This is a genomic window from Comamonas sp. w2-DMI, assembly GCF_040187735.1.
Classification (GTDB): domain Bacteria; phylum Pseudomonadota; class Gammaproteobacteria; order Burkholderiales; family Burkholderiaceae_C; genus Comamonas; species Comamonas terrae.
Map to the genome: position 1 here is coordinate 522,404 of NZ_JBANEL010000001.1, position 20,383 is coordinate 542,786.

Consider the following 20,383-nt stretch of genomic DNA (forward strand, 5'->3'; position numbering starts at 1 on the left):
GCGCAGGGACCCCGAGCCCCGGCCCGCATGCGCGCTCCGGGGCTTTTTCATGCGCCATTGCAGCAGGCGGGGCGCAGCACCCGGCGAGCCGAAGGCCAGGAGCGGAGTACAGTGGCGCTCTCGTGCAATGGAGTACTTTCATGTCCGGACCCGCTGCAGCAGGCGTGCTGATCTACGCCAGACACCGCGATGCGCTCGCGAATTTCTACGGCCGGGTGCTGGGCATGCAGCCGCTGCACCGCGACGAACACCTGACGGTGATCGAGTCGCCGCAGCTGCAGCTGGTCATCCACGCGATCCCCGAAGCCATTGCCGGCCAGATCAGCATTGCCTCGCCGCCGGTGCGGCGCGAGAACGCGGCGCTCCGGTTCTTTACCACCGTGCCCTCCATCGCCGAGGCCGCCCGGGCTGCCCGGACACTGGGCGGCCAGGTGTTCGACGAGCGCTGGCAGGGCCCGGGCTTTGCCGTCTGCAATGCCATGGACTGCGAAGGCAATGTGTTCCAGCTGCGCGAACGGACTGCGGGCCATGCATGACGCCGCCCCTGGCGCAGCGCAGGCCGGGCAGGTCCTGAGCCTTGTGCGGCAAACGCCCTGGCTGATGCAGGCGCTGGCGGCGGCCGGGCGGCAGGGCTGGTCATCGTGGTGCATAGGCGCGGGCGCCGTGCGCTGCGCCGTGTGGGAGGCACTGCATGGCCGCACCGCCGGCGTGCGGCCGCCGCCCGGACTGGGCGACATGGACGCGGTGTATTTCGACGCGCAGGAGGTGGCGCAGGGCCGCTGGCAGTCGGCGCAGGCATCGGCCCGGCGGCAGTTGCAGGACAGCTTGCCCTGGGCGCGGTGGGAAGTCGTGAACCAGGCGGCCGTGCACTGCTGGTATCGCGGCGCCGCAGGCCAGCCGGTGCCGCCCTTTGCCTCGCTCGAACAGGCGGTGGCGAGCTGGCCCGAAGTGGCCACCTGCGTGGGCGTCTACCTGGATGCGCGCAACGAGCTGCAACTGGTGGCGCCGCTGGGTCTGGACGATCTGCTGGCGCTGCGCGTGCGCTACAACGCCTCGCAGCCCGAGCGGGTCGATGCGCGCACCTATGCGCAGCGCATGCAGTCCAAGCCGTGGCAGCGCCACTGGCCGCTGCTGCAGATCGAGGCCGCCGCCTGAGCAGCAATGGCTAAAAGCATAGCTATGGACGCTTGGTGTACAAGCGCTGGAATGCGATTTGATTGAATATCCAAGGACGCCTATGCAAGTTCTGACATGGAATACCCAATGGTGCTGCGGCATGGACGGGCAGGTCAGCGTGGAGCGCATCGTGCGCCATGCGCTGCAGATGGCGCAGGACCAGGGCGGGCTGGATGTGCTGTGCCTGCAGGAAGTGGCCGTGAACTATCCGGCGCTGCAGGGTCGCCCCGGCGACCAGGTCGGCCAGCTGCGGGCGCTGCTGCCCGGCTGGCAGGTCTTCTTCGGCGCCTCGGTGGACGAGTTCACCGCGCAGGGCCGGCAGCGCTTCGGCAACGTGGTCGCCACGCGGCTGCCGGTGCTGCAGGTGCAGCACCATCCGCTGCCGTTTCCGGCCGAGGCCGGCATGCGCTGCATGCAGCGCATGTGCTCGGTGGTGACGGTGCACGATGCGGCACTGGGGCCGGTGCGCATCATGGGCACGCACCTGGAGTATTTCTCGGCGCGCCAGCGCATGGCCCAGGCCCGGGCCTTGCGCTCGCTGCATCTGCAGGCCTGCGCGCTGGCCGATGCGCCGCCGCAGCCGGCCGACGACGGCTCGCCCTACCAGACCAAGCCGCATACCCGCCATGCCATCCTGTGCGGCGATTTCAACTTCGAGCCGCACGAAGACGAATATGCGGTGCTTTCCGCGCCCTGGGACCGGGGCGAGGAGGGGGCGCGGGAGCCCGGCGGCTGGCACAACAGCTGGACGGTGCTGCACCCCGGCGAGCCCCAGCCGTCGACCTTCCGCCTCGTCGACCGCACCTGGGGGCCGGAGCCCGGGGCCTGCGATTTCATCTGGGTCAGCGACAGCCTGCGCTCCCATGTGCGCGACTGGCGGGTGGACAGCGCCACCCAGGCCTCCGACCACCAGCCCGTGCTGCTGGGCCTGGCTTGATCCATGTCCAGGCGCCTGCACGGGCCGCCGCGCTTGCGTGAAAGGACTACAGACGGCGCGCGGGCCTGCGTTCAAGGTAGAGGCGAATCCGCCACCTGAAAGGAGTTCCCATGCCTGTTGCCGTCCCGTCCCTGTCCATCATGCTGCACCGTACCTGGTGGGTGCTGCTGCTGCGCGGCCTGGTCGCCATCGTGTTCGGCGTGCTGACCTGGCTGCAGCCAGCGGCATCGGCCGCAGCCCTGGTGCTGGTCTTCGGCGCCTATGTGTTTGTCGACGGCCTGCTGGGCGTGTATGCGGCGATCCGGAGCCGCCACCAGTCGCGCCACTGGTGGGTGATTCTGCTGTGGGGACTGACGGGCGTGGTCGTCGGCGTGCTCACGGTCGTCAATCCGGCCATTACGGCGCTGGTGCTGACCATGTACATCGGCGCCTGGGCGCTGATTACCGGCGTGATGCAGATCATCGCCGCCATCCGCCTGCGCAAGGAAATCGAGGGCGAATGGGTGCTGGTGCTGGGCGGCGCGATCTCCGTGCTTTTCGGCGGCTTCGTGCTGGCCCAGCCGGGCGCCGGCATGATGGCCATGCTGTGGGTGCTGGCCGTGTATGCTGTGGCCTTCGGCGTGCTGATGGTGATCCTGGCCTTCAAGATCCGCAAGAACGCGATGCCTTAGGGACTGTTCACATAACCCTCGCGGTCGCGCAAGCCAGGCAGGGTGTCAATGCCAGGCGCGCGACGCCGTGCGGGTGCCAACCCGCACAAGGAGTGCAACACCGCAGTGGCGGCCCTGCCTGGCTTGCCCGGAGGGTTGTGCAGCCTTGGGCATCTGCGGCGTTGCCGGTCCTTGCAAGGTGCCTACCTTGCTGCGGTCCGGCGCCTGGCATCCATCCCCAGGCTGCACAACGCGATCCACGTGCGTTATGTAAACATGTCCTGGGGCGCTGCAACGCGTTCCCGCAGGCCGCGCGGGCTGCCGGCCTGGCTCCGGGCATCCACCTCAGAGGCATGCGGCAAGGGCATGCCTTCTTTCTTTGGGACAATGCTTGCCCGGGCTCGCCAGGAGCCTGCCGCCATGCCTATGACCGACGCACCCGTCCCCGCCATTTCCGGCCTGCTCCGTGCAGGCGCCCCAGAGCCCGGCCGCCGCCTGCTGCGCCGCGCTGCCATCGCCGCCCTCCTGGGCCTTGGCCTGTCCACCGCCTCCCATGCGCTGCCCAGCTTCGACGAAGTCAGGCGCGAGCACCGTTCCTCCGAGACGGTGCTGCTGTCGCGCGAAGGCGAGGTGCTGCAGCGCCTGCGCACCGACAGCACGGTGCGCCGCGGCCCGTGGACCGCGCTGGGCGATGTGTCGCCGGCCTTGCGCACGGCCCTGGTGCTCAGCGAGGACAAGCGCTTCTACGAGCACAGCGGCGTGGACTGGACGGCCGTGACCTCGGCGGCCTGGGGCAATCTGTGGAACACGCGTACGCGCGGCGCCAGCACCATCACCATGCAGCTGGCCGGTTTGCTCGACGGCGACTGGCGCCAGGGCCCGGGCGGGCGCACGGTGGTGCAGAAGGTCGGCCAGGCCGTGGCGGCCCAGGTGCTGGACCGGCGCTGGCGCAAGGACCAGATCCTGGAGGCCTACCTCAATCTGGTGCCGTTCCGCGGCGAGATCGTGGGCATCGACGCGCTGGCGCAGACCCTGTTCGGCAAGGCGCCGCACGGCCTGGATGCGCGCGAGGCGGCGCTTGCCGCGGCCCTGGTGCGGGCGCCCAATGCCTCGCCCGAGCGCGTGGCCCAGCGCGCCTGCGGCGTGCTGCAGGTCATGGCGCCCGACGACGTGGCCGCGCGCAACTGCCAGGACGGCGGCTCGGCCCTGCAGCTGTACACGGCCAGCGTGCTGCAGCGCCGACAGTGGGCGCCCAGCGAAGGCGTGGCCCCGCATTTCGCGCGGCGCTGGCTGGCGCTGCCGCAGAACAAGAACCGGGAGCAGGTGCGCTCCACGCTCAGCGCACCCTTGCAGCGCTTTGCCGTCGCCAGCCTGCAGCAGCATCTGCGCGAGCTGCAGGGCCGCAATGTGGAGGACGGTGCCGCCGTGGTGCTGGACAACGCCACGGGCGAGATCCTGGCCTGGGTGGGCTCCTCGGGCACGCTGAGCCAGGCCTCGGAAGTGGACGGTGTGACCGCCATGCGCCAGCCGGGCTCCACGCTCAAGCCCTTTCTCTATGCGCAGGCGATTGCCGAAAAACGCCTCACGGCGGCCTCGCTGATCGAGGATTCGCCGGCCCACATCCCCACGCAGAACGGCCTGTACATCCCGCAGAACTACGACAGGCGCTTCAAGGGCTGGGTCTCTGCGCGCACGGCGCTGGCTTCCTCGCTCAACGTGCCGGCGGTGCGTACCCTGGTCATGGTCACGCCCGATGCATTTTTCGAGCAGCTCAAGCGCCTGGGCCTGCCGCTGCGCGAAAGCGGCGGCTACTACGGTTTCAGTCTGGCACTGGGCAGCAGCGAAGTACCTTTGCTCCAGCTGACCAACGCCTACCGCGCTCTGGGCAATGGAGGCCTATACCGGCCTGTGAGCTGGACGCTGGCGCCCACAGGCAGCCGCATGAGCCGCATGGCGGGTGGCAAGCCCAATGATGGCGAGCAGACTGCAGGGGGCGAGGCGCCCGTACAGGCGCTGGATGCGCGCGCGGCCTATATCGTGGGCAATATCCTTTCGGACAACATGGCGCGCGCCCCCACCTTCGGCACCGACAGCGTGCTGGCCACGCGCTTCTGGACGGCCGTGAAAACCGGCACCAGCAAGGACATGCGCGACAACTGGGCCCTGGGCTGGTCCGAGCGCTACACCGTGGGCGTGTGGGTGGGCAATGCGCGCGGCGACGCCATGCATTCCGTCAGCGGCACCAGCGGCGCCGCGCCCGTGTGGGCCGAGATCATGGGTTTTCTGCACCGCTCCACGCCCAGCCGCGCGCCGCAACCGCCGGCCGGCCTGGTGCAGCAGCAGGTGCAGTTCGGCGCGGCCGGCCCTGGTGCGGCCGGCCAGGGCCTGCCGCTGGAGAGCGCGCGCAGCGAGTGGTTCATCGCGGGTACGCAGCAGGCTGTTTTTGCTATGGATCATGTAGCTTCTGACGCGGGCAGCGACAGGAATTCAAGCCGAAACCATGCGAGAAATGGCGCAGGCTTGGCGCAAGCTGCTACGCAAAACCGTAGCGTCCAGCCGGTGCCGGTGCGCATATCGCGGCCTGCCAACGGCACCATCCTGGCACTGGACCCCGACATACCGCCGGACCGCCAGCGCGTGCAGCTGATCGCGCGCCAGGCCGGCATGGCGGCCGAGCAGGACTGGCGCGACGGCCGTCTGCGCTGGCGCATGGTCACGCAGCGCATCGCCGCGCCGGTCCAGCCTGGCGCGGCTGCGGCGGGCGGTGCCGGCACCTCCCGGGTTTCCGAAGTCACGCGCGAGATCGGGCGCGGCAGCCAGGTCGGATGGCTGCCCTGGCCGGGCCGCCACCGCATCGAGCTGGTCGATGCCGCGGGCACGGTGCTAGACAGCGTGCAGGTGGAGGTGCGCGGTGCCGGCGCGCTGGTGGCCGGCCCCGAGGAGATCCGCGGCACGCGCCGCCGCTGATGCGCGCAAGACCGCCGGACCGAGGGCTGGCGCGGGATCACTCCCGCACCAGCAGATCTCCGGTGATTTCGCCCACGTTCTTGACGCTGGTCAGCGTCATGGCCACGCGCATTTCCTTCTCCAGCAGGTCGAGCAGATGGGTCACGCCGGCGCCGCCTTCGGCCGCCAGCGCATAGATGAAGGCGCGGCCTATCATGGTGCAGTCGGCGCCCAGGGCCAGCATGCGCACGATGTCCAGGCCGTTGCGGATGCCGGAGTCGGCCAGGATCTTGATCCGTCCCTTGACGGCATCGGCGATGGCCGGCAGCGCTCGGGCCGAGGAGAGGGCGCCGTCGAGCTGGCGCCCGCCGTGGTTGGAGACGATGATGCCGTCGGCGCCGAAGCGCACCGCATCCCTGGCGTCCTCGGGGTCGAGGATGCCCTTGATGACCATGGGGCCCTTCCAGAAGTCGCGTATCCACTCCAGGTCCGACCACGAGATCGAGGGGTCGAAGTTGGCGCCCAGATAGCCCATGTAGTCTTCCAGGCTGACGTTCTTGCCCAGGTAGGTGGAGATGTTGCCCAGCGTGTGCGGGCGCCCCAGCAAACCCACGTCCAGCGCCCACTGCGGATGGATGGCGGCCTGCAGGTAGCGGCGCAGGGCGGCGCGGGGGCCGCTCATGCCCGAATGCGCGTCGCGGTAGCGCGCGCCGGGCACGGGCATGTCCACGGTGAAGACCAGGGTGGAGACGCCCGCGGCCTGGGCGCGCTCCAGCGCGTTCTTCATGAAGCCGCGGTCCTTGAGCACATAGAGCTGGAACCACATGGGGCGGCTCAGCCTGGGCGCGACTTCCTCGATGGGGCAGACCGAGACGCTGGACATGGTGAAGGGAATGCCTTTCCTGTCGGCAGCCATGGCGGCCTGTACCTCGCCGCGGCGCGCATACATGCCGGTCAGCCCCACGGGCGAGAGGGCCACGGGAATCGAGAACTTCTCGCCGAACAGCTCGATGCCGGTGTCCAGCCGGCTCATGTCCTTGAGCACGCGCTGGCGCAGGGCCACGCCGGCCAGGTCATCCACATTGCGCGCCAGCGTCTTCTCGGCGTAGGCGCCGCCGTCGATGTAGTGGAAAAGAAAGGGCGGCAGGCGCTTTTGCGCGGCCGCGCGGTAGTCGGTCGTGGAGGAGATGATCATGAGAAAAATGCGGCGGAGGATGAGAAACGGTCCAGCCGCTTGCGCCGGGCGGCATCGGCATCGGATTCGGACAGTTTCTCGTGGACATAGGACAGATGCCGGCCGATGGCGTCCCTGGCCTGTTCGGGTTCGCCATCGACAATGGCCTGCATGAGGTTCTGATGCTGGAGCGTCAGGTGCTCCAGCGTCGAGGGATCGTCGTGCACGAACATCAGGCGCCGGTTCTGGGCCACGGTGCCCAGCACCAGCTCGAAAAGGCTGCCCATGAGCTGCACCAGCACGGCGTTGTGCGAGGCTTCGGCAATGGCCAGGTGGAACTGCGCATCGGAGCGGGCCGCACTGGCGGCATCGCGCGCCTGCTGGTGATGCAGCATGTCGTCGAAGCAGCGGCGGATGCGGTCCCGGTCCTTGTCGGTGGCGCGCTGGGCCGCATACCAGGCGGTGCTCAGCTCCAGCGCCTGGCGCGCCTCCAGCACGTCGTAGCGGTACTGGGGGTCGTCGCGCAGCAGGTCCTGCAGCGGGGCGACGGCCTGTTCATGCCACAGCGGCACATGCGAGCCCACGAAGGTGCCCGCACCCACGCGGCTTTCCAGCACGCCGCGGCTGGCGAGCTTCTGGATCGCCTCGCGCAGCGCCGTGCGCGACACGCCCAGCTGCTCGGCCAGGGCCCGCTCGGTGGGCAGCTTGTCGCCGCTCTGGAGCTGGGTGGTCTGGATCAGCTCCAGCAGTTGCTGGGCAACGCGGTCGGACAGGCGCAGGGCGGGCATGGGATCTACCGGGAGTTTCACGTGGTCGGAATCATCCACGGAAACACATAGGCCTGCAGCGTGCAGATGATGCCGATCAGCACCAGGAAGGCCAGGCTGTGCTTGACGGTGAAGCGGAACAGGTCGGACTCCTTGCCGGCCAGGCCCACGGCCGCGCAGGCAATGGCGATGGACTGGGGCGAGATCATCTTGCCGGTCACGCCGCCGGTGGTGTTGGCCGTCACGGCCAGCACCTCGGGCAGGCCCAGCTGGGCGGCCGTCGTGGCCTGCAGCGCGCCGAACAGGGCGTTGGCCGAGGTGTCCGAGCCCGTGAGGAACACGCCCACCCAGCCCAGGAAGGGCGAGAAGAACGCAAAGGCCTTGCCGGTATGGGCCAGGGCCATGGCCAGCGTGGTGGACAGGCCCGAGTAGTTGGCGATGAAGGCAAAGGCCAGCACCATGCCGATGGAGTAGATGGGCAGGGCCAGTTCCTTGAAGGTCTCGCCCAGGGTGCGCACGGCCACCGCAGGCTTCAGGCGCAGCAGCGCGATGGCGATCACCGCCGCGATCAGGATGGCCGTGCCTGTGGCCGACAGCCAGTTGAAGGAATACACCGCGCCATAAGGGGAGGCCGAGGCCACCACGGGCGGCATCTTCTGCACCAGATTGTGCAGCATGGGCACGGGAATGTTGAAGACCGTGCCGGCCAGCACGCCGCCCGAGGCGAACAGCGCCTTGAAGGGCTTGAGGCTCCAGATCGTCACCATGGCCGTGAGGATGATGAAGGGCGACCAGGCCTTGAGCACCACGCCGGCCGTCAGCTTGATGGAAGACGTGGTCTGGATCTTGGCTGCGCCGGGCTCGGTGTCGAAGCGGAAGATGCGCCGGGGCTGCCAGAACTTCAGGAAGGTGGTCAGCGTCACCAGGGCGAAGATGGCCGAGGTGATGTCCGGCAGCTCGGGGCCGATGTAGTTGGCCGTGAGGAACTGTCCCAGCGCGAAGCTGCCGCCTCCCACCAGCACGGCAGGCCAAGTTTCCTTGACGCCGCGCCAGCCATCCATGATGGCCATGAGCCAGAACAGCACGATGATGGTCATGAACGGCAGCTGGCGGCCGGCCATCTGGCTGATGGCCATGGCGTCCACGCCTGAGACTTGGCCGGCCACGATGACGGGAATGCCCATGGCGCCGAAGGCCACGGGCGCGGTATTGCCGATTAGGCACAGGCCGGCCGCATACAGCGGCCTGAAGCCCAGGCCCACGAGCAGCGCCGCGGTGATGGCCACGGGCGCGCCGAAGCCGGCTGCGCCTTCGAGGAAGGCGCCGAAGCAAAAGCCCACCAGGATCAGCTGCAGGCGCTGGTCCTCGGTCACCGACAGGATGGAGGAGCGGATGATGTCGAACTGCCCGGTCTTGACCGAGACCTTGTAGAGAAACACCGCCGCGACGATGATCCAGGCAATCGGCCACAGCCCGTAGAAGAAGCCGTAGACGCCCGCGGCCAGCGCGTTGGCGACCGGCATGCGGTAGAAAAGCAGCGCCACGGCCAGCGACAGCGCCACCGTGATGGAGCCCGCCACATAGCCCTTGAGCCGCAGCCGGGTCAGCGCGAGGAAGAAAAAGATGATGGGTATCAGCGCCACCAGCGCCGACACCCACACATTGCCGGCGGGGTCGTAGTTCTGCGACCAGATTTCTTGCATTGCCTTGATCTCCTGGAGAGGCGCGGGGAGGGCAACCCTCCTGACTGTCCAGAAGTCTTCCCCGTCCATTTTTCAAAATCGACCCTGTGCAAAACCGGTGCTGCCGCGCCAGGGGCGGGCCTGATGGATTCCGGTTTGGGCGGCTAATTGGTATTACCAATTTATGCCAATCACGAGTGGGGTGGATTGTATGAAGGGGTTTTTGCAGGGTGTTTAATGGTTTTCCCTGGTCTGAAATAATTAATTGGTAATACCAATTTAAAGAATAAAGCATGAAAAAAACCGCAGGCCTGGAGCACTGCGGCTTTTTGCGGGGAGGCCACGCTGTGACCTGGTGCTGAGGAAAAGGAGCCGGATCGGGCTCAGTTCACCATCAGGTGGAACGGCCAGACATAGGCCTGCAGGGTCACGAAGATGCCCATCAGGCAGGCCAGCGCGATCGAGTGGAAGAACACATAGCGCAGGATGTCGCCTTCATGGTTGAACCAGCGCGTGGCGGTGGAGGCCACGACGATGGACTGGGCGTCGATCATCTTGCCCATCACGCCGCCCGAGCTGTTGGCCGCGCCCATGAGGTTGGGCGACAGGCCCAGCTGGTCGGCCGCCACTTTCTGCATGCCGCCGAACAGCACGTTGGACGCGGTGTCCGAGCCCGTGAGCGCCACGCCCAGCCAGCCCATCAGCGTGCCGAAGAAGGGGTAGAGCACGCCGGTGTTGGCAAACGCCAGGCCCAGCGTGGTGTCGGTACCCGAGTAGCGCGTCAGCGTGCCCAGGGCCAGCATCAGCACGATGGTCAGCAGCGAGTAGCGCACGATGTAGATGGTCTTGAAGAACTGGCCCACGAGCTGCGCCGGGTTGTACTTCATGACCAGGCCGCCGACGATGGCCGACAGCAGAATGCCGGTGCCGGTGGCCGACAGCAGGTTGAGCACGTAGACGGCGCCTTCCTTGGTGGGCTGCTTGACCACGGGCGGCATCTTCTCGATCAGCTTGTCCAGGCCATCGATGGGGAAGGAGGGGTTGAAGATGCCGTTGAGCGCGGCCTTGACCGAAGGCAGGCCCCAGATGAAGACGAAGACCGTGAGAATGGCCCAGGGCGTCCAGGCGCGGATCACGTCGGCACGCGAGTGCTTGGCGACGGCGCGCGGCGCCTCGGTCTCGCCTTGGCCGCTCTCATGGCCGCGCAGCGTGGTGGTGCGCCAGATGTTCCGGGGCTGCCAGACGCGCAGAAAGCCCACCAGGCAGACCATGGAGACGATGGCCGCGATGATGTCCACCAGCTCGGGGCCGATGAAGTTGGACACCAGGTACTGCGGGATCGCGAACGACACGCCGGTCACCAGGATGGCGGGCCAGATCTCCATCATGGCCTTGCGCCCGGCAAAGGCCCAGATCAGCCAGAACGGCACCAGCACCGAGAAGAAGGGCAGCTGGCGGCCGATCATGGCCGTCACTTCCATCAGGTCGTAGCCGTGCACCTTGGCCAGCGTGATCACGGGCGTGCCCAGCGCGCCGAAGGCCACGGGCGCGGTATTGGCGATCAGCGACAGTCCCGAGGCGGCCAGCGGCGAAAAGCCCAGGCCGATCAGGATGGCGGCCGTCACGGCCACGGGCGTGCCGAAGCCGGCCGCTCCCTCGAAGAAGGCGCCGAAGGCGAAGGCGATCAGCAGCAGCTGGATGCGGCGGTCCTCGGTGATGCCGGCAATCGAATCCTGCAGGATCTTGAAGCTGCCGTTCTTCTCGGTCAGCTGGTGCAGGAAGATGATGTTGAGCACGATCCAGCCTATGGGCAGCAGGCCGGTGAGGCCGCCGAGCATGGCCGCGCGGCCGGCCATGTCGGCCGGCATGTTGTAGACGAAGATGGCGATGACCAGCGCGGCGATCAGGCCCGCGCCCGCGGCCAGGTGGGCCTTCATGTGCAGAAAGCCCAGGCCGACCAGCATCACCACGACCGGCACGGCCGCCAGCAATGTGGACAGCCACATATTGGACAGGGGGTCATAGACTTGTTGCCAGACCATTGTTGTTCTCCTCGAAAGTGCGTTATTTGTGGGCGCGATGGTGGCGGGAGCGCAAAAATTGCGCACTAGCGTTAGCCCTTGGTTCTGTTGCGCTGCAGAAAATTTCAAAGCGCGCATAAATCACTTCAAACCCGAGCCGCTGTGCGGATTGGGCCGGGCGCACTACCATCGGGCCCAATCGAATAACAAGGGATTCAACCGTGGCGACCGATCTTTCCAAAATGACCTGCATCGAGGACCTGCGTGTGGTGGCCGAGGGCCGCGTGCCGCGCATGTTCTACGACTATGCGGACTCGGGCTCGTGGACCGAAGGCACCTACCGCGCCAACGAGGCCGACTTCCAGGCCATCAAGCTGCGCCAGCGCGTGGCGGTGAACATGGAAGGCCGTACCACGGCCGCCACCATGGTGGGACAGCCGGCCACGATGCCCGTGGCCATCGCGCCCGTGGGCCTGACGGGCATGCAGCATGCCGACGGCGAGATCCACGCCGCCCGCGCGGCCGAGAAGTTCGGCATCCCGTTCACGCTGTCGACCATGAGCATCTGCTCCATCGAGGACATTGCAGAGAACACCGGCTCCTCGCTGGTGTTCTGGTTCCAGCTGTACATGATGCGCGACCGCGAGGCCATGGTGCGCATGATCCAGCGCGCCAAGGACGCCGGATGCAGCGCCCTGGTGCTCACGCTGGACCTGCAGGTGATCGGCCAGCGCCACAAGGACATCAAGAACGGCCTGACCGCGCCGCCGCGCCCCACGCTCAGGAACATCCTCAACCTCATGACCAAGCCGCGCTGGTGCCTGGGCATGGCGGGCACGCAGCGCCGCACCTTCCGCAACCTCGTGGGCCATGTGAAGGGCGTGTCGGACATGAATTCGCTGGCCGCCTGGACCAACGAGCAGTTCGACCCGCGCCTGTCGTGGGCCGATGTGGCCTGGGTCAAGCAGCAGTGGGGTGGCAAGCTCATCCTCAAGGGCATCATGGAGGTGGAGGATGCGGTGCTGGCCGCGCAATACGGCGCCGACGCCATCGTGGTCAGCAACCACGGCGGGCGCCAGCTCGACGGCGCGCCTTCGTCCATCGCGGCGCTGCCGGCCATCGTCGATGCGGTGGGTGACAAGCTCGAAGTCTGGATGGACGGCGGCATCCGCAGCGGCCAGGACGTGCTCAAGGCCTGGGCCCTGGGAGCGCGCGGCACCATGATCGGCCGCTCCATGGTCTATGGCCTGGGCGCCTATGGCGAAGCCGGCGTGACCCGCGCGCTGCAGATCATTCACAAGGAACTGGATGTGAGCATGGCCTTTTGCGGCCACACCAACATCCAGACAGTGGATCGCTCCATCCTCGTGCCCGGCACCTATCCGCGGCCACCGCAGCAGGCCTGAGCGGCTGCGGCTTCAGGCAAAAAGCCTGCGCCTTGCATGCAAGGCGCAGGCTTTTTTCATCGCCGTGCCGCCCCAAGATGAAAACGCCCTTCTTGGAGGGCAGCGACCACACGCAGTGGGGAGCGTGGGGAGCCCTTTTTCATCGCCGGGCCGCCCCAGGAGGAAAAGCGTCCCACCCTGAAGGGTTGCGACTGCCCGATAGTGGGGAGCATGGGCATCCGTTTTTCATGGCCGGCCCGCTTCAGGCCGGCTGCGCCGCGCGGACTTGGGCCGCCCGCGCATCGGCCAGCAGCCGGTTGGCCGCGCTGAGCAGGGCGCGCACGGAGGCGGTGACGATGTTGCTGTCGCGGCCGGCGCCGAAACGCGTGCCGGCCACGCCGGGCAGGGCGGCTTCGACAATCGCCATGGCCTGGGCATCGGCGCCATGGCCCAGCGCACGCTCCTCGTAGTGGTCTATGCGCAGGGCCAGGCCCAGCGCTTGGTGCAGGGCGCTGGCCGCAGCTTCGATGGGCCCGTTGCCCGTGCCCGTCCAGCTGTGCAGCCGTCCGCCAGCATCCTGCAGCACCAGCGTGATGCGCTGGCCGTCGCCGGTCTCGGCCAGGCTGTGGCGCAGATAGCTCCAGGCGGCGGCGCCCGGCTGCAGGTAGGTGCGCTCGAACAGCTGCCACAGCGCATCGCTGCCCAGCTCGGCTTCGCTGGCATCGGCCAGCTTCTGGACCACGGCGCTGAACTCCACCTGCATGCGACGCGGCATGACCACGCCATGGTCGCGCTGCAGCAGATAGCTGATGCCGCCCTTGCCCGACTGGCTGTTGACGCGCACGATGCTGTCGTAGGTGCGGCCCAGGTCCTGGGGATCCACGGGCAGATAGGGCACGCGCCAGGGCGCGCCGGGCTTCTGGGCCGCAAAGCCCTTGGCGATGGCATCCTGGTGCGAGCCGGAGAAGGCCGTGAACACCAGGTCGCCCACATAGGGATGGCGCGGATGGATGGGCAGGGCCGTGCACTCCTCGGCAATGCGGGCCACGGCCGCGATGTCGGAGAAATCCAGGCCCGGATCGATGCCCTGGGTGTAGAGATTGAGCGCCAGCGTCACCAGGTCCAAGTTGCCGCTGCGCTCGCCGTTGCCGAACAGGCAGCCTTCCACACGCTGGGCGCCGGCCAGCAATGCCTGCTCGGCGCAGGCCACGCCCGTGCCGCGGTCGTTGTGCGGGTGGACCGACAGCACGATGTGATCGCGCCGCTCCAGCCGCCGGTGCATCCATTCGATCTGGTCGGCAAACACATTGGCCGTGCTCACCTCCACCGTGGTCGGCAGGTTCACGATCATGGGTCGGCCCGGGCCCGCATCCCAGGCACGGATGGCCGCGTTGCAGACGGCCAGCGACACCTCGAGCTCGGCCATGCAGAAGGTTTCCGGCGAATACTGCAGCACCCATTCGGTCCCGGGCTGGGCGTCGGTCAATTCGCGCAGCAGGCGGATATGGTGTTCGACCATGGCGATGATCTCGGGCACGTCCATGCCGAAGACGATCTCCCGCCAGGCCGGCGCCACGGCGTTGTAGAAATGGACGATGGCGCGGCGCGCGCCCGCCATGCTCCGCACCGTGGTGCGGATCAGGTCCTCGCGCAGCTGGGTGATGGCCATGGGCGTTACGTCGACGGGGATCAGTTCGTGGCCGATCAGGTGGCGCACGATATCGAAGTCGGTCTGCGAAGCCGAGGGGAATCCCACCTCGATCTCCTTGAAGCCCAGGCGCACGAGTTCCTGGAACAGGCGCAGCTTGCGTTCGCGGTTCATGGGCTCGAACAGCGCCTGGTTGCCGTCGCGCAGATCGGTGGACAGCCAGACGGGAGCCTGCTCGATGCGCTGCGATGGCCACTGGCGGTCGGCCAGCTCGACGGCGGGATGGGGACGGTATTTGGTATGCGGATTCTTCAGCATGGGAGCCCTTCGGGGACAGTGGAAACCAGGTGTCAACTCCCCTGGCCGGGCATGCCGGCGCCGCGGTCCGGGGTCAGGGGGAGTTGCTGGCGCGGGGCAGGCGGCTGCACCCAGGCGCGGGCCGACCCCGGCCGCAGGTCAGTGCTGGCGATAGTCGTAGCGATGGCTGGGGCAGGCGGTCCATGGGGCGGGACAAAAAGGTTGGGAGCGGAAACTGCGCCCAGCTTAGGAAACCGTGGCCTGGCTTGCTCTATAGAATCTGGCGAATTCTGTTGAATTCTGGACAAGACCATGCCGCAGCCTGCAGCGGTGCGGCTGCGCAAGCTGCCGGCCGCATCTCCCGACAGCATCGATTTCGCACCGCATGAGCATGCGCCGCTGCCCGTGGTCGGGGTGGCCGTGGACTATCCGGCGGGGCTGGAGGTCGAGCCCCATAGCCATGCCCAGTGCCAGCTGTTGTATGCGGTGCAGGGCGTGCTGGAGGTGCGCACGCGGACCAGCCGCTGGCTGGTGCCGCCGAGCAAGGCCGTGTGGCTCACGCCGCATGTGGAGCACGGCCTGCGCATGCGCGGGGCCGTGCGCGTGCGCAGCCTGCTGGTGAACCGGGAACGGCTGGCACCGGCGCAGCGCGAGCGCCTGCCTGCGCAGGACTGCGTGATCGGGGTCTCGCCGCTGCTGCGGGCGCTGATCACCGAAGTGGCCCACTGGCCCGTGGACGGGCAGCGCGGGCGGCGCGAACTGCTGCTGGTGGCCTTGCTGCTGGAAGAGCTGGGCCTGCCCGGCGAGGCGCTGTTCCACCTGCCCTGGCCCGCATCCGCCAGGCTGGCCCGGATCTGCGAGCAGCTCGTGGCCGAGCCCGGCGATGCGCGCCTGGCCGATGACTGGGCTGCTGCGCTGGGCATGAGCGCCAAGACCTTCCACCGCCATTTCGAGAAGGCCACGGGCCTGGGCTTTGGCCGCTGGCGCCAGCGCGCGCGCCTGCTGGGCTCGCTGCCGGCCCTGCTGTCGGGCCAGCCCATCGTGCAGGTGGCGCTGCAGGCGGGCTATGAAAGCCACAGCGCCTACAGCCTGGCCTTCCGGTCGCAGATGGGCATGCCGCCGTCTGCCTTCGCGGCGCAAAGCCGCGCAGCAGGCTGAACGGCACGGGCGGCGACTTCCGTTTCAGCAGGCCCCGCTTCGCGGCCTGCGCCGGCTTGCATGCAGCAGGCGCACCGCGCCAATCACGCAGGCGCGCGGTGCCGGGGGCCGCTATCCTCGTCGCTCGGGCCGCGGCCGTCGCGGGCCGCACAACATGATTTGCGCAGAACCGGCCGGAGCAGGGCGCTCCCCGGGAATGGAGCCCTGGCTCCGGCGAGCGCCGATCCTCGACAAGAAGGCATGCAGCAATGGGGAGTCTGGGAATGGAATATCTGTGGGTGCCGGTGGTGCTGTTCGCCGCCGCGGCCCAGACGGTGCGCAACACGGCCCAGCGTTCGCTGACGGCCCAGGTCGGCACCCTGCCGGCCACGCTGGTGCGTTTTCTCTACGGCCTGCCGTTCGCGGCCCTGTATCTGCTGGCGCTGTACCTGCTGGGCGACCGGCCCCGCATGCTGCCGCAGTTTTCCTGGGCCTATCTGGGCTGGATCGCGCTGGGCGCTTTCTTCCAGGTGGCGGCCACGGCCGCGCTGCTGCTGGCCATGAAGGAGCGCAATTTCGCGGTGGCGGTCACGCTGTCCAAGACCGAGGTGCTGCAGGTCGCGCTGTTTGCGGCCGTCTTCCTGCACGAATTGCCCGGCCGCTGGGCGCTGCTGGCCATGGTGCTGGCCACGGTGGGCGTGCTGATCCTGTCGCTGCCGCCGCGCGGCCAGCTGCTCACGCTCTCGGCCTGGGCCAGCCGGTCCTCGCTGTACGGGCTGGTTTGCGGCGCCTGCTTTGCGCTGGCCACCATCGGCTTTCGCGGCGGCGCGGTGGAGCTGGCCCGGCTGGGCGAAGCCTCGCCCTGGCTGTCGGGCGCCTGGGGCGTGCTGATCGCCCAGACGCTGCAGACGCTGGGCCTGGGCGCCTGGATCGCGCACCGGCACGAACAGGGGCTGCGCCCCGTCTTCCGCGCCTGGCGCGTATCGCTGCTGGCCGGCAGCATGGGCGCGGCGGCCTCGCTGGCCTGGTTCACGGCCTATGCGATCCAGGGCGCGGCGCCGGTGCGCACGCTGGGCATGGTGGAGGTGGTGTTCAGCTACCTGGTCTCGCGCCGCGTGCTCAGCGAAAAGCTGTCGCTGCCCGAAAAGCTGGGCATGGGCCTGATGGTGCTGGGCCTGCTGCTGATCTGCCTGCAGGGTGCATGAAATTCGATAGCTGCCAGCGCCTGCCATTGCTGGATATTGACCAGGAAAAACTTCTAAACCATTTGGCGGCGGGCGACAAAAGCTCATGATTCGATAGCGGTCCGTATCGGAAAAAGGGCGGCGCCACCGCCGCCGAGCCCCGCCTGCCTTCACAGGCTTTGGCGTAGGCACCCATAGCGTCGGGCTCTTTTTGGCAGAATGACGGCTCTTGCCCATCAATCGGCAGGGCGGCGCGGCCGCTTTGTCGCCGGGCACCCGACCGGGGTGACTTCACGGGCGATGCCTGACTGGCCGCTTGCGCCAGCGTCTGGCGCTTTTCGCGCACTTCATCGCCTGATCTTTTGCAGCGGCCACTGCCAGCCTGGCGACCGCTTTTCCGCGTTGGCGGCGCCATGCCGCGAGATGCCGCAACCGCAAAGTCGAGCCGACGGTCAGGTCGCCCAGGGTTGCATTCACCTGATGATTCGGAAACTTCATGTCCCAGCCCACGTCCGCGGATGCGCCTGCCCAGGCGCATGATTCCGCGCAGACGCCGCATTTGCACCGCGTGCTCAAGGCGCGCCACCTGAGCATGATCGCCATCGGCGGCGCCATCGGCACCGGCCTGTTCGTGGCCTCGGGCTCGGCCATTGCCCAGGTCGGCCCCGGCGGCGCCGTGCTGACCTATCTGACCATCGGCATCATGGTCTACTACCTGATGACCAGCCTGGGCGAGCTGGCCGCCTTCATGCCCGTGGCCGGCTCGTTTTCCACCTATGCCTCGCGCTACGTGGACAAGGGCTTCGGCTTCGCGCTGGGCTGGAACTTCTGGTTCAGCTGGGCCGTGGTGGTGGCGGTGGACCTGGTGGCCTCGCAGCTGGTGATGGCCTACTGGTTTCCCGACGTACCGGGCATCCTCTGGAGCGGCATCTTCATGCTGGTCATGCTCGGGCTCAATGCCTTCTCGGCCAAGGGCTTCGGCGAGGCCGAATACTGGTTCGCGCTGATCAAGGTGCTGGCCGTGCTCGGCTTTCTGGTCACCGGCGTGCTGATCCTGGCAGGCATCATCCACACGGGCCACATGCCGGGTTTCGAGAACTGGACCGTGGGCGAGGCGCCCTTCGTGGGCAATTTCGCCACCTTCGTGGGCGTGGCCATGATCGTGGCCTACTCCTTCCAGGGCACGGAACTGGTGGGCGTGGCCGCGGGCGAGTCCGAGAATCCGCGCGAGAACGTGCCGCGCGCCATCCGCCAGGTGTTCTGGCGCATTCTGCTGTTCTACGTGCTGGCCATCATCGTCATCGGCTTTCTGATTCCCTATACCGATCCGCAGCTGCTGCGCACCGATGTGGCCGACATTGCCGTGAGCCCCTTCACGCTGGTGTTCCAGCACGCGGGCCTGCTGGGCGCCGCCACGGTGATGAATGCGGTGATCCTGACCTCGGTGCTGTCGGCCGGCAACTCCGGGCTGTATGCGGCCACCCGCATGCTCTACAACATGGCCACCGAGGGCAATGCGCCGCGCGTGTTCGCCAGGCTCACGGGCAACGGCGTGCCGCTGTACGCGCTGATCGGCAGCACCGTGATCGCGAGCCTGTGCCTGTTCTCGTCGCTGTACAGCCCGCAGGCCGTGTACATCTGGCTGCTCAACCTGGCGGGGATGACGGAGTTCCTCGTCTGGCTCAGCATCGCGGTGTGCCACTACCGCTTCCGCCGCGGCTATGTCATGCACGGCTACGACGTGAACCTGCTGCCCTACAAGGCCGGCATGTTCCCCTTTGGCCCCATCCTGGCCTTCGTGCTGTGCCTGATCGTCACGCTGGGCCAGAACTACCAGGCCTTTCTGCAGGACAAGGTGGATTGGGGCGGCGTGGTTTCCACCTATCTGGCGATCCCGCTGTTCCTGGGCTGCTGGCTCGGCTACTGGCTGGTCAAGCGCAGGACCTGGGTGCGCTATGCCGACATGCGCTTCGACGAGGCCGATGCGATCCGCAGCGAGGCTGCGCAAGGAATGCGCTGAACGCTGGCGGGCCGTTGCCGCGCCCGCCTGCAAAACGCGCGGCCATAGGCACAATAGCGGCCTGTGACGGATTCCTCTCCTGCCCGGCCGGCGCTGCCGCGCCGCATTGCCCACCTGGACATGGACGCTTTCTACGCGTCCGTGGAGCTGCTGCGCTACCCCCAGCTCAAGGGCCTGCCCGTGGTGATCGGCGGCAGCCGCCGCGCGCCCGACGACGAGCTGCTGGCGCGCCATGCGGGCCTGCCGCTGCACGAGATTCCCGTGGCCGAGTTCCCGCTGCTCAGGGACTACGTGGGCCGCGGCGTCATTACCACGGCCACTTATCCGGCCCGCCAGTTCGGCGTGGGCTCGGCCATGGGCCTCATGAAGGCCGCACGGCTCTGCCCCCAGGCCATCTTGCTGCCCGTGGACTTTGCCGAGTACCGGCGCTTTTCCAAGGCCTTCAAGGACGTGATCCTGTCGATCGCGCCGGTCATGGAAAACCGCGGCGTGGACGAGGTCTACATCGACTTCACCGAGGTGCCCGGCGGCCAGCGCGAGGGCGGGCGCGTGCTCGCGCGGCTGATCCAGAAATCCATCTTCGAGGCCACGGGCCTGACCTGCTCGGTGGGCGTGGCGCCCAACAAGCTGCTGGCCAAGATGGCCAGCGAGTTCAACAAACCCAACGGCATCTCCATCGTCCAGCCCGAAGACCTGCAGACGCTGATCTGGCCGCTGGCCTGCCGCAAGCTCAACGGCATAGGCCCCAAGGCCGACGCCAAGCTCAAGGGCCTGGACATAGAGACGCTGGGCCAGCTGGCGGCGCAGAGCCTGCCCTGGCTGGTGCAGCACTTCGGCAAATCCTATGGTGCCTGGCTGCATGCCGCGGCCTGGGGCCGGGACGACAAGCCGGTGGTAACGCAGAGCGAGCCCGTGTCCATGAGCCGCGAGACCACGTTCGACCGCGACCTGCATGCGGTGCGCGACAGGCAGGAGCTGGGGGCCATCTTCACCGACCTGTGCGAGCGGCTGGCCGAGGACCTGCAGCGCAAGGGCTACATGGGGCGCACCGTGGGCATCAAGCTGCGCTACGACGATTTCAGGATCGCCACGCGCGACCACACGCTGGCACTGCCCGTGGACGATGCGGCCGCACTGCGCCAGGCCGCGGGCCAGTGCCTCAAGCGCGTGCCGCTGACCCGGCGGCTGCGCCTGCTGGGCGTGCGCGTCGGCGCCCTGGTGCGCACCCGGGAATGGGTGGCAGCGGCGGGCGATCCGCTGGCGCGCGAGCTGCTGCTCAGGCCCGCGCCCCAGACCTCCGAGCAGGATGCGGACCCCTACACGGCGTCCCTGTTCTGACTGCCCCAGTACGGCAATTGC

At 67.9% G+C, this 20,383-nt stretch carries 16 protein-coding genes; 10 read left to right on the forward strand and 6 right to left on the reverse strand.

Annotated features, from left to right (window positions below):
• Positions 1–140: 140 nt before the first annotated feature.
• From V8Z74_RS02330 to pbpC, 5 genes are all read left to right on the forward strand, one after another.
• Positions 141–536 carry a VOC family protein gene (locus V8Z74_RS02330; RefSeq protein WP_349707712.1) on the forward strand — a complete coding sequence of 132 codons (396 nt, stop codon included), beginning with the start codon at positions 141–143 and terminating at the stop codon, positions 534–536.
• A complete protein-coding gene (locus V8Z74_RS02335; protein ID WP_349707714.1) occupies positions 529–1,155 on the forward strand; it encodes a nucleotidyltransferase family protein in 627 nt (208 codons plus the stop codon). The genes V8Z74_RS02330 and V8Z74_RS02335 overlap by 8 nt, the downstream gene beginning before the upstream one ends.
• 82 nt (positions 1,156–1,237) lie before the next feature.
• Positions 1,238–2,113, forward strand: a complete 876-nt coding sequence (locus V8Z74_RS02340) for an endonuclease/exonuclease/phosphatase family protein (protein WP_349707715.1) — start codon at positions 1,238–1,240, stop codon at positions 2,111–2,113.
• A 110-nt stretch (positions 2,114–2,223) separates the two neighbouring features.
• Complete coding sequence (locus V8Z74_RS02345; protein WP_349707717.1) at positions 2,224–2,784, forward strand: HdeD family acid-resistance protein; 561 nt, start codon at positions 2,224–2,226, stop codon at positions 2,782–2,784.
• Positions 2,785–3,189: 405 nt separating this feature from the next.
• A complete protein-coding gene (pbpC, locus tag V8Z74_RS02350) occupies positions 3,190–5,730 on the forward strand; it encodes a penicillin-binding protein 1C (protein WP_502879424.1) in 2,541 nt (846 codons plus the stop codon).
• Positions 5,731–5,767: 37 nt separating this feature from the next.
• Here the strand turns inward: pbpC and lldD are convergent, their stop codons facing one another.
• From lldD to V8Z74_RS02370, 4 genes are all read right to left on the reverse strand, one after another.
• Entirely contained in the window at positions 5,768–6,904 is a 1,137-nt protein-coding gene (gene lldD, locus V8Z74_RS02355) for an FMN-dependent L-lactate dehydrogenase LldD (protein WP_349707721.1), read from the reverse strand.
• Positions 6,901–7,671: a transcriptional regulator LldR gene (lldR, locus tag V8Z74_RS02360; RefSeq protein WP_349707813.1), complete on the reverse strand. Its 771-nt coding sequence runs from the start codon at positions 7,669–7,671 to the stop codon at positions 6,901–6,903. The genes lldD and lldR overlap by 4 nt, the downstream gene beginning before the upstream one ends.
• Positions 7,672–7,688: 17 nt before the next feature.
• Positions 7,689–9,353 carry an L-lactate permease gene (gene lldP / locus V8Z74_RS02365; protein ID WP_349707723.1) on the reverse strand — a complete coding sequence of 555 codons (1,665 nt, stop codon included), beginning with the start codon at positions 9,351–9,353 and terminating at the stop codon, positions 7,689–7,691.
• A 362-nt stretch (positions 9,354–9,715) separates the two neighbouring features.
• Complete coding sequence (locus V8Z74_RS02370) at positions 9,716–11,374, reverse strand: L-lactate permease (protein WP_349707724.1); 1,659 nt, start codon at positions 11,372–11,374, stop codon at positions 9,716–9,718.
• 221 nt (positions 11,375–11,595) lie between these two features.
• On the opposite strand from V8Z74_RS02370, the gene V8Z74_RS02375 reads away from it, so the two are divergent.
• Complete coding sequence (locus V8Z74_RS02375) at positions 11,596–12,759, forward strand: alpha-hydroxy acid oxidase (RefSeq protein WP_066472771.1); 1,164 nt, start codon at positions 11,596–11,598, stop codon at positions 12,757–12,759.
• A 241-nt stretch (positions 12,760–13,000) separates the two neighbouring features.
• Here V8Z74_RS02375 and V8Z74_RS02380 read toward each other — a convergent pair whose 3' ends face one another.
• Positions 13,001–14,704 (reverse strand): 2-isopropylmalate synthase, encoded by a 1,704-nt coding sequence (locus tag V8Z74_RS02380; RefSeq protein WP_349707726.1) that lies wholly within the window; start codon positions 14,702–14,704, stop codon positions 13,001–13,003.
• 291 nt (positions 14,705–14,995) lie between these two features.
• Here V8Z74_RS02380 and V8Z74_RS02385 point away from each other — a divergent pair, with 291 nt between their 5' ends.
• A complete protein-coding gene (locus V8Z74_RS02385; protein WP_349707728.1) occupies positions 14,996–15,841 on the forward strand; it encodes an AraC family transcriptional regulator in 846 nt (281 codons plus the stop codon).
• A 248-nt stretch (positions 15,842–16,089) separates the two neighbouring features.
• Positions 16,090–17,025 (forward strand): EamA family transporter, encoded by a 936-nt coding sequence (locus V8Z74_RS02390; RefSeq protein ID WP_349707730.1) that lies wholly within the window; start codon positions 16,090–16,092, stop codon positions 17,023–17,025.
• Positions 17,026–17,295: 270 nt separating this feature from the next.
• On the opposite strand, the gene V8Z74_RS02395 is transcribed toward V8Z74_RS02390, so the two are convergent.
• The gene (locus tag V8Z74_RS02395; RefSeq protein WP_349707732.1) at positions 17,296–17,502 is read right to left on the reverse strand and encodes a hypothetical protein; all 207 of its coding nucleotides are present in this window, start codon (positions 17,500–17,502) and stop codon (positions 17,296–17,298) included.
• Between V8Z74_RS02395 and V8Z74_RS02400 the strand changes: the two genes are divergently transcribed.
• Positions 17,501–19,024: an amino acid permease gene (locus V8Z74_RS02400; RefSeq protein ID WP_349707733.1), complete on the forward strand. Its 1,524-nt coding sequence runs from the start codon at positions 17,501–17,503 to the stop codon at positions 19,022–19,024. The two genes, V8Z74_RS02395 and V8Z74_RS02400, sit on opposite strands and share 2 nt — an antisense overlap.
• A 120-nt stretch (positions 19,025–19,144) precedes the next feature.
• A complete protein-coding gene (locus V8Z74_RS02405) occupies positions 19,145–20,362 on the forward strand; it encodes a Y-family DNA polymerase (RefSeq protein WP_349707814.1) in 1,218 nt (405 codons plus the stop codon).
• Positions 20,363–20,383 lie beyond the last annotated feature (21 nt).

What these genes read in the sequence shown, in the direction of transcription:
- V8Z74_RS02400 (WP_349707733.1), top strand. Translation starts at nt 17,501, where the DNA reads ATGTCCCAGCCCACGTCCGCGGATGCGCCTGCCCAGGCGCATGATTCC.
- pbpC (WP_502879424.1), top strand. Translation starts at nt 3,190, where the DNA reads ATGACCGACGCACCCGTCCCCGCCATTTCCGGCCTGCTCCGTGCAGGC.
- V8Z74_RS02340 (WP_349707715.1), top strand. Translation starts at nt 1,238, where the DNA reads ATGCAAGTTCTGACATGGAATACCCAATGGTGCTGCGGCATGGACGGG.
- V8Z74_RS02330 (WP_349707712.1), top strand. Translation starts at nt 141, where the DNA reads ATGTCCGGACCCGCTGCAGCAGGCGTGCTGATCTACGCCAGACACCGC.
- V8Z74_RS02380 (WP_349707726.1), bottom strand. Translation starts at nt 14,704, where the DNA reads ATGCTGAAGAATCCGCATACCAAATACCGTCCCCATCCCGCCGTCGAG.
- lldR (WP_349707813.1), bottom strand. Translation starts at nt 7,671, where the DNA reads ATGCCCGCCCTGCGCCTGTCCGACCGCGTTGCCCAGCAACTGCTGGAG.
- V8Z74_RS02375 (WP_066472771.1), top strand. Translation starts at nt 11,596, where the DNA reads ATGACCTGCATCGAGGACCTGCGTGTGGTGGCCGAGGGCCGCGTGCCG.
- lldP (WP_349707723.1), bottom strand. Translation starts at nt 9,353, where the DNA reads ATGCAAGAAATCTGGTCGCAGAACTACGACCCCGCCGGCAATGTGTGG.
- V8Z74_RS02385 (WP_349707728.1), top strand. Translation starts at nt 14,996, where the DNA reads ATGCCGCAGCCTGCAGCGGTGCGGCTGCGCAAGCTGCCGGCCGCATCT.
- V8Z74_RS02395 (WP_349707732.1), bottom strand. Translation starts at nt 17,502, where the DNA reads ATGAAGTTTCCGAATCATCAGGTGAATGCAACCCTGGGCGACCTGACC.
- V8Z74_RS02345 (WP_349707717.1), top strand. Translation starts at nt 2,224, where the DNA reads ATGCCTGTTGCCGTCCCGTCCCTGTCCATCATGCTGCACCGTACCTGG.
- V8Z74_RS02370 (WP_349707724.1), bottom strand. Translation starts at nt 11,374, where the DNA reads ATGGTCTGGCAACAAGTCTATGACCCCCTGTCCAATATGTGGCTGTCC.
- V8Z74_RS02335 (WP_349707714.1), top strand. Translation starts at nt 529, where the DNA reads ATGCATGACGCCGCCCCTGGCGCAGCGCAGGCCGGGCAGGTCCTGAGC.
- V8Z74_RS02405 (WP_349707814.1), top strand. Translation starts at nt 19,145, where the DNA reads ATGGACGCTTTCTACGCGTCCGTGGAGCTGCTGCGCTACCCCCAGCTC.
- V8Z74_RS02390 (WP_349707730.1), top strand. Translation starts at nt 16,090, where the DNA reads ATGGGGAGTCTGGGAATGGAATATCTGTGGGTGCCGGTGGTGCTGTTC.
- lldD (WP_349707721.1), bottom strand. Translation starts at nt 6,904, where the DNA reads ATGATCATCTCCTCCACGACCGACTACCGCGCGGCCGCGCAAAAGCGC.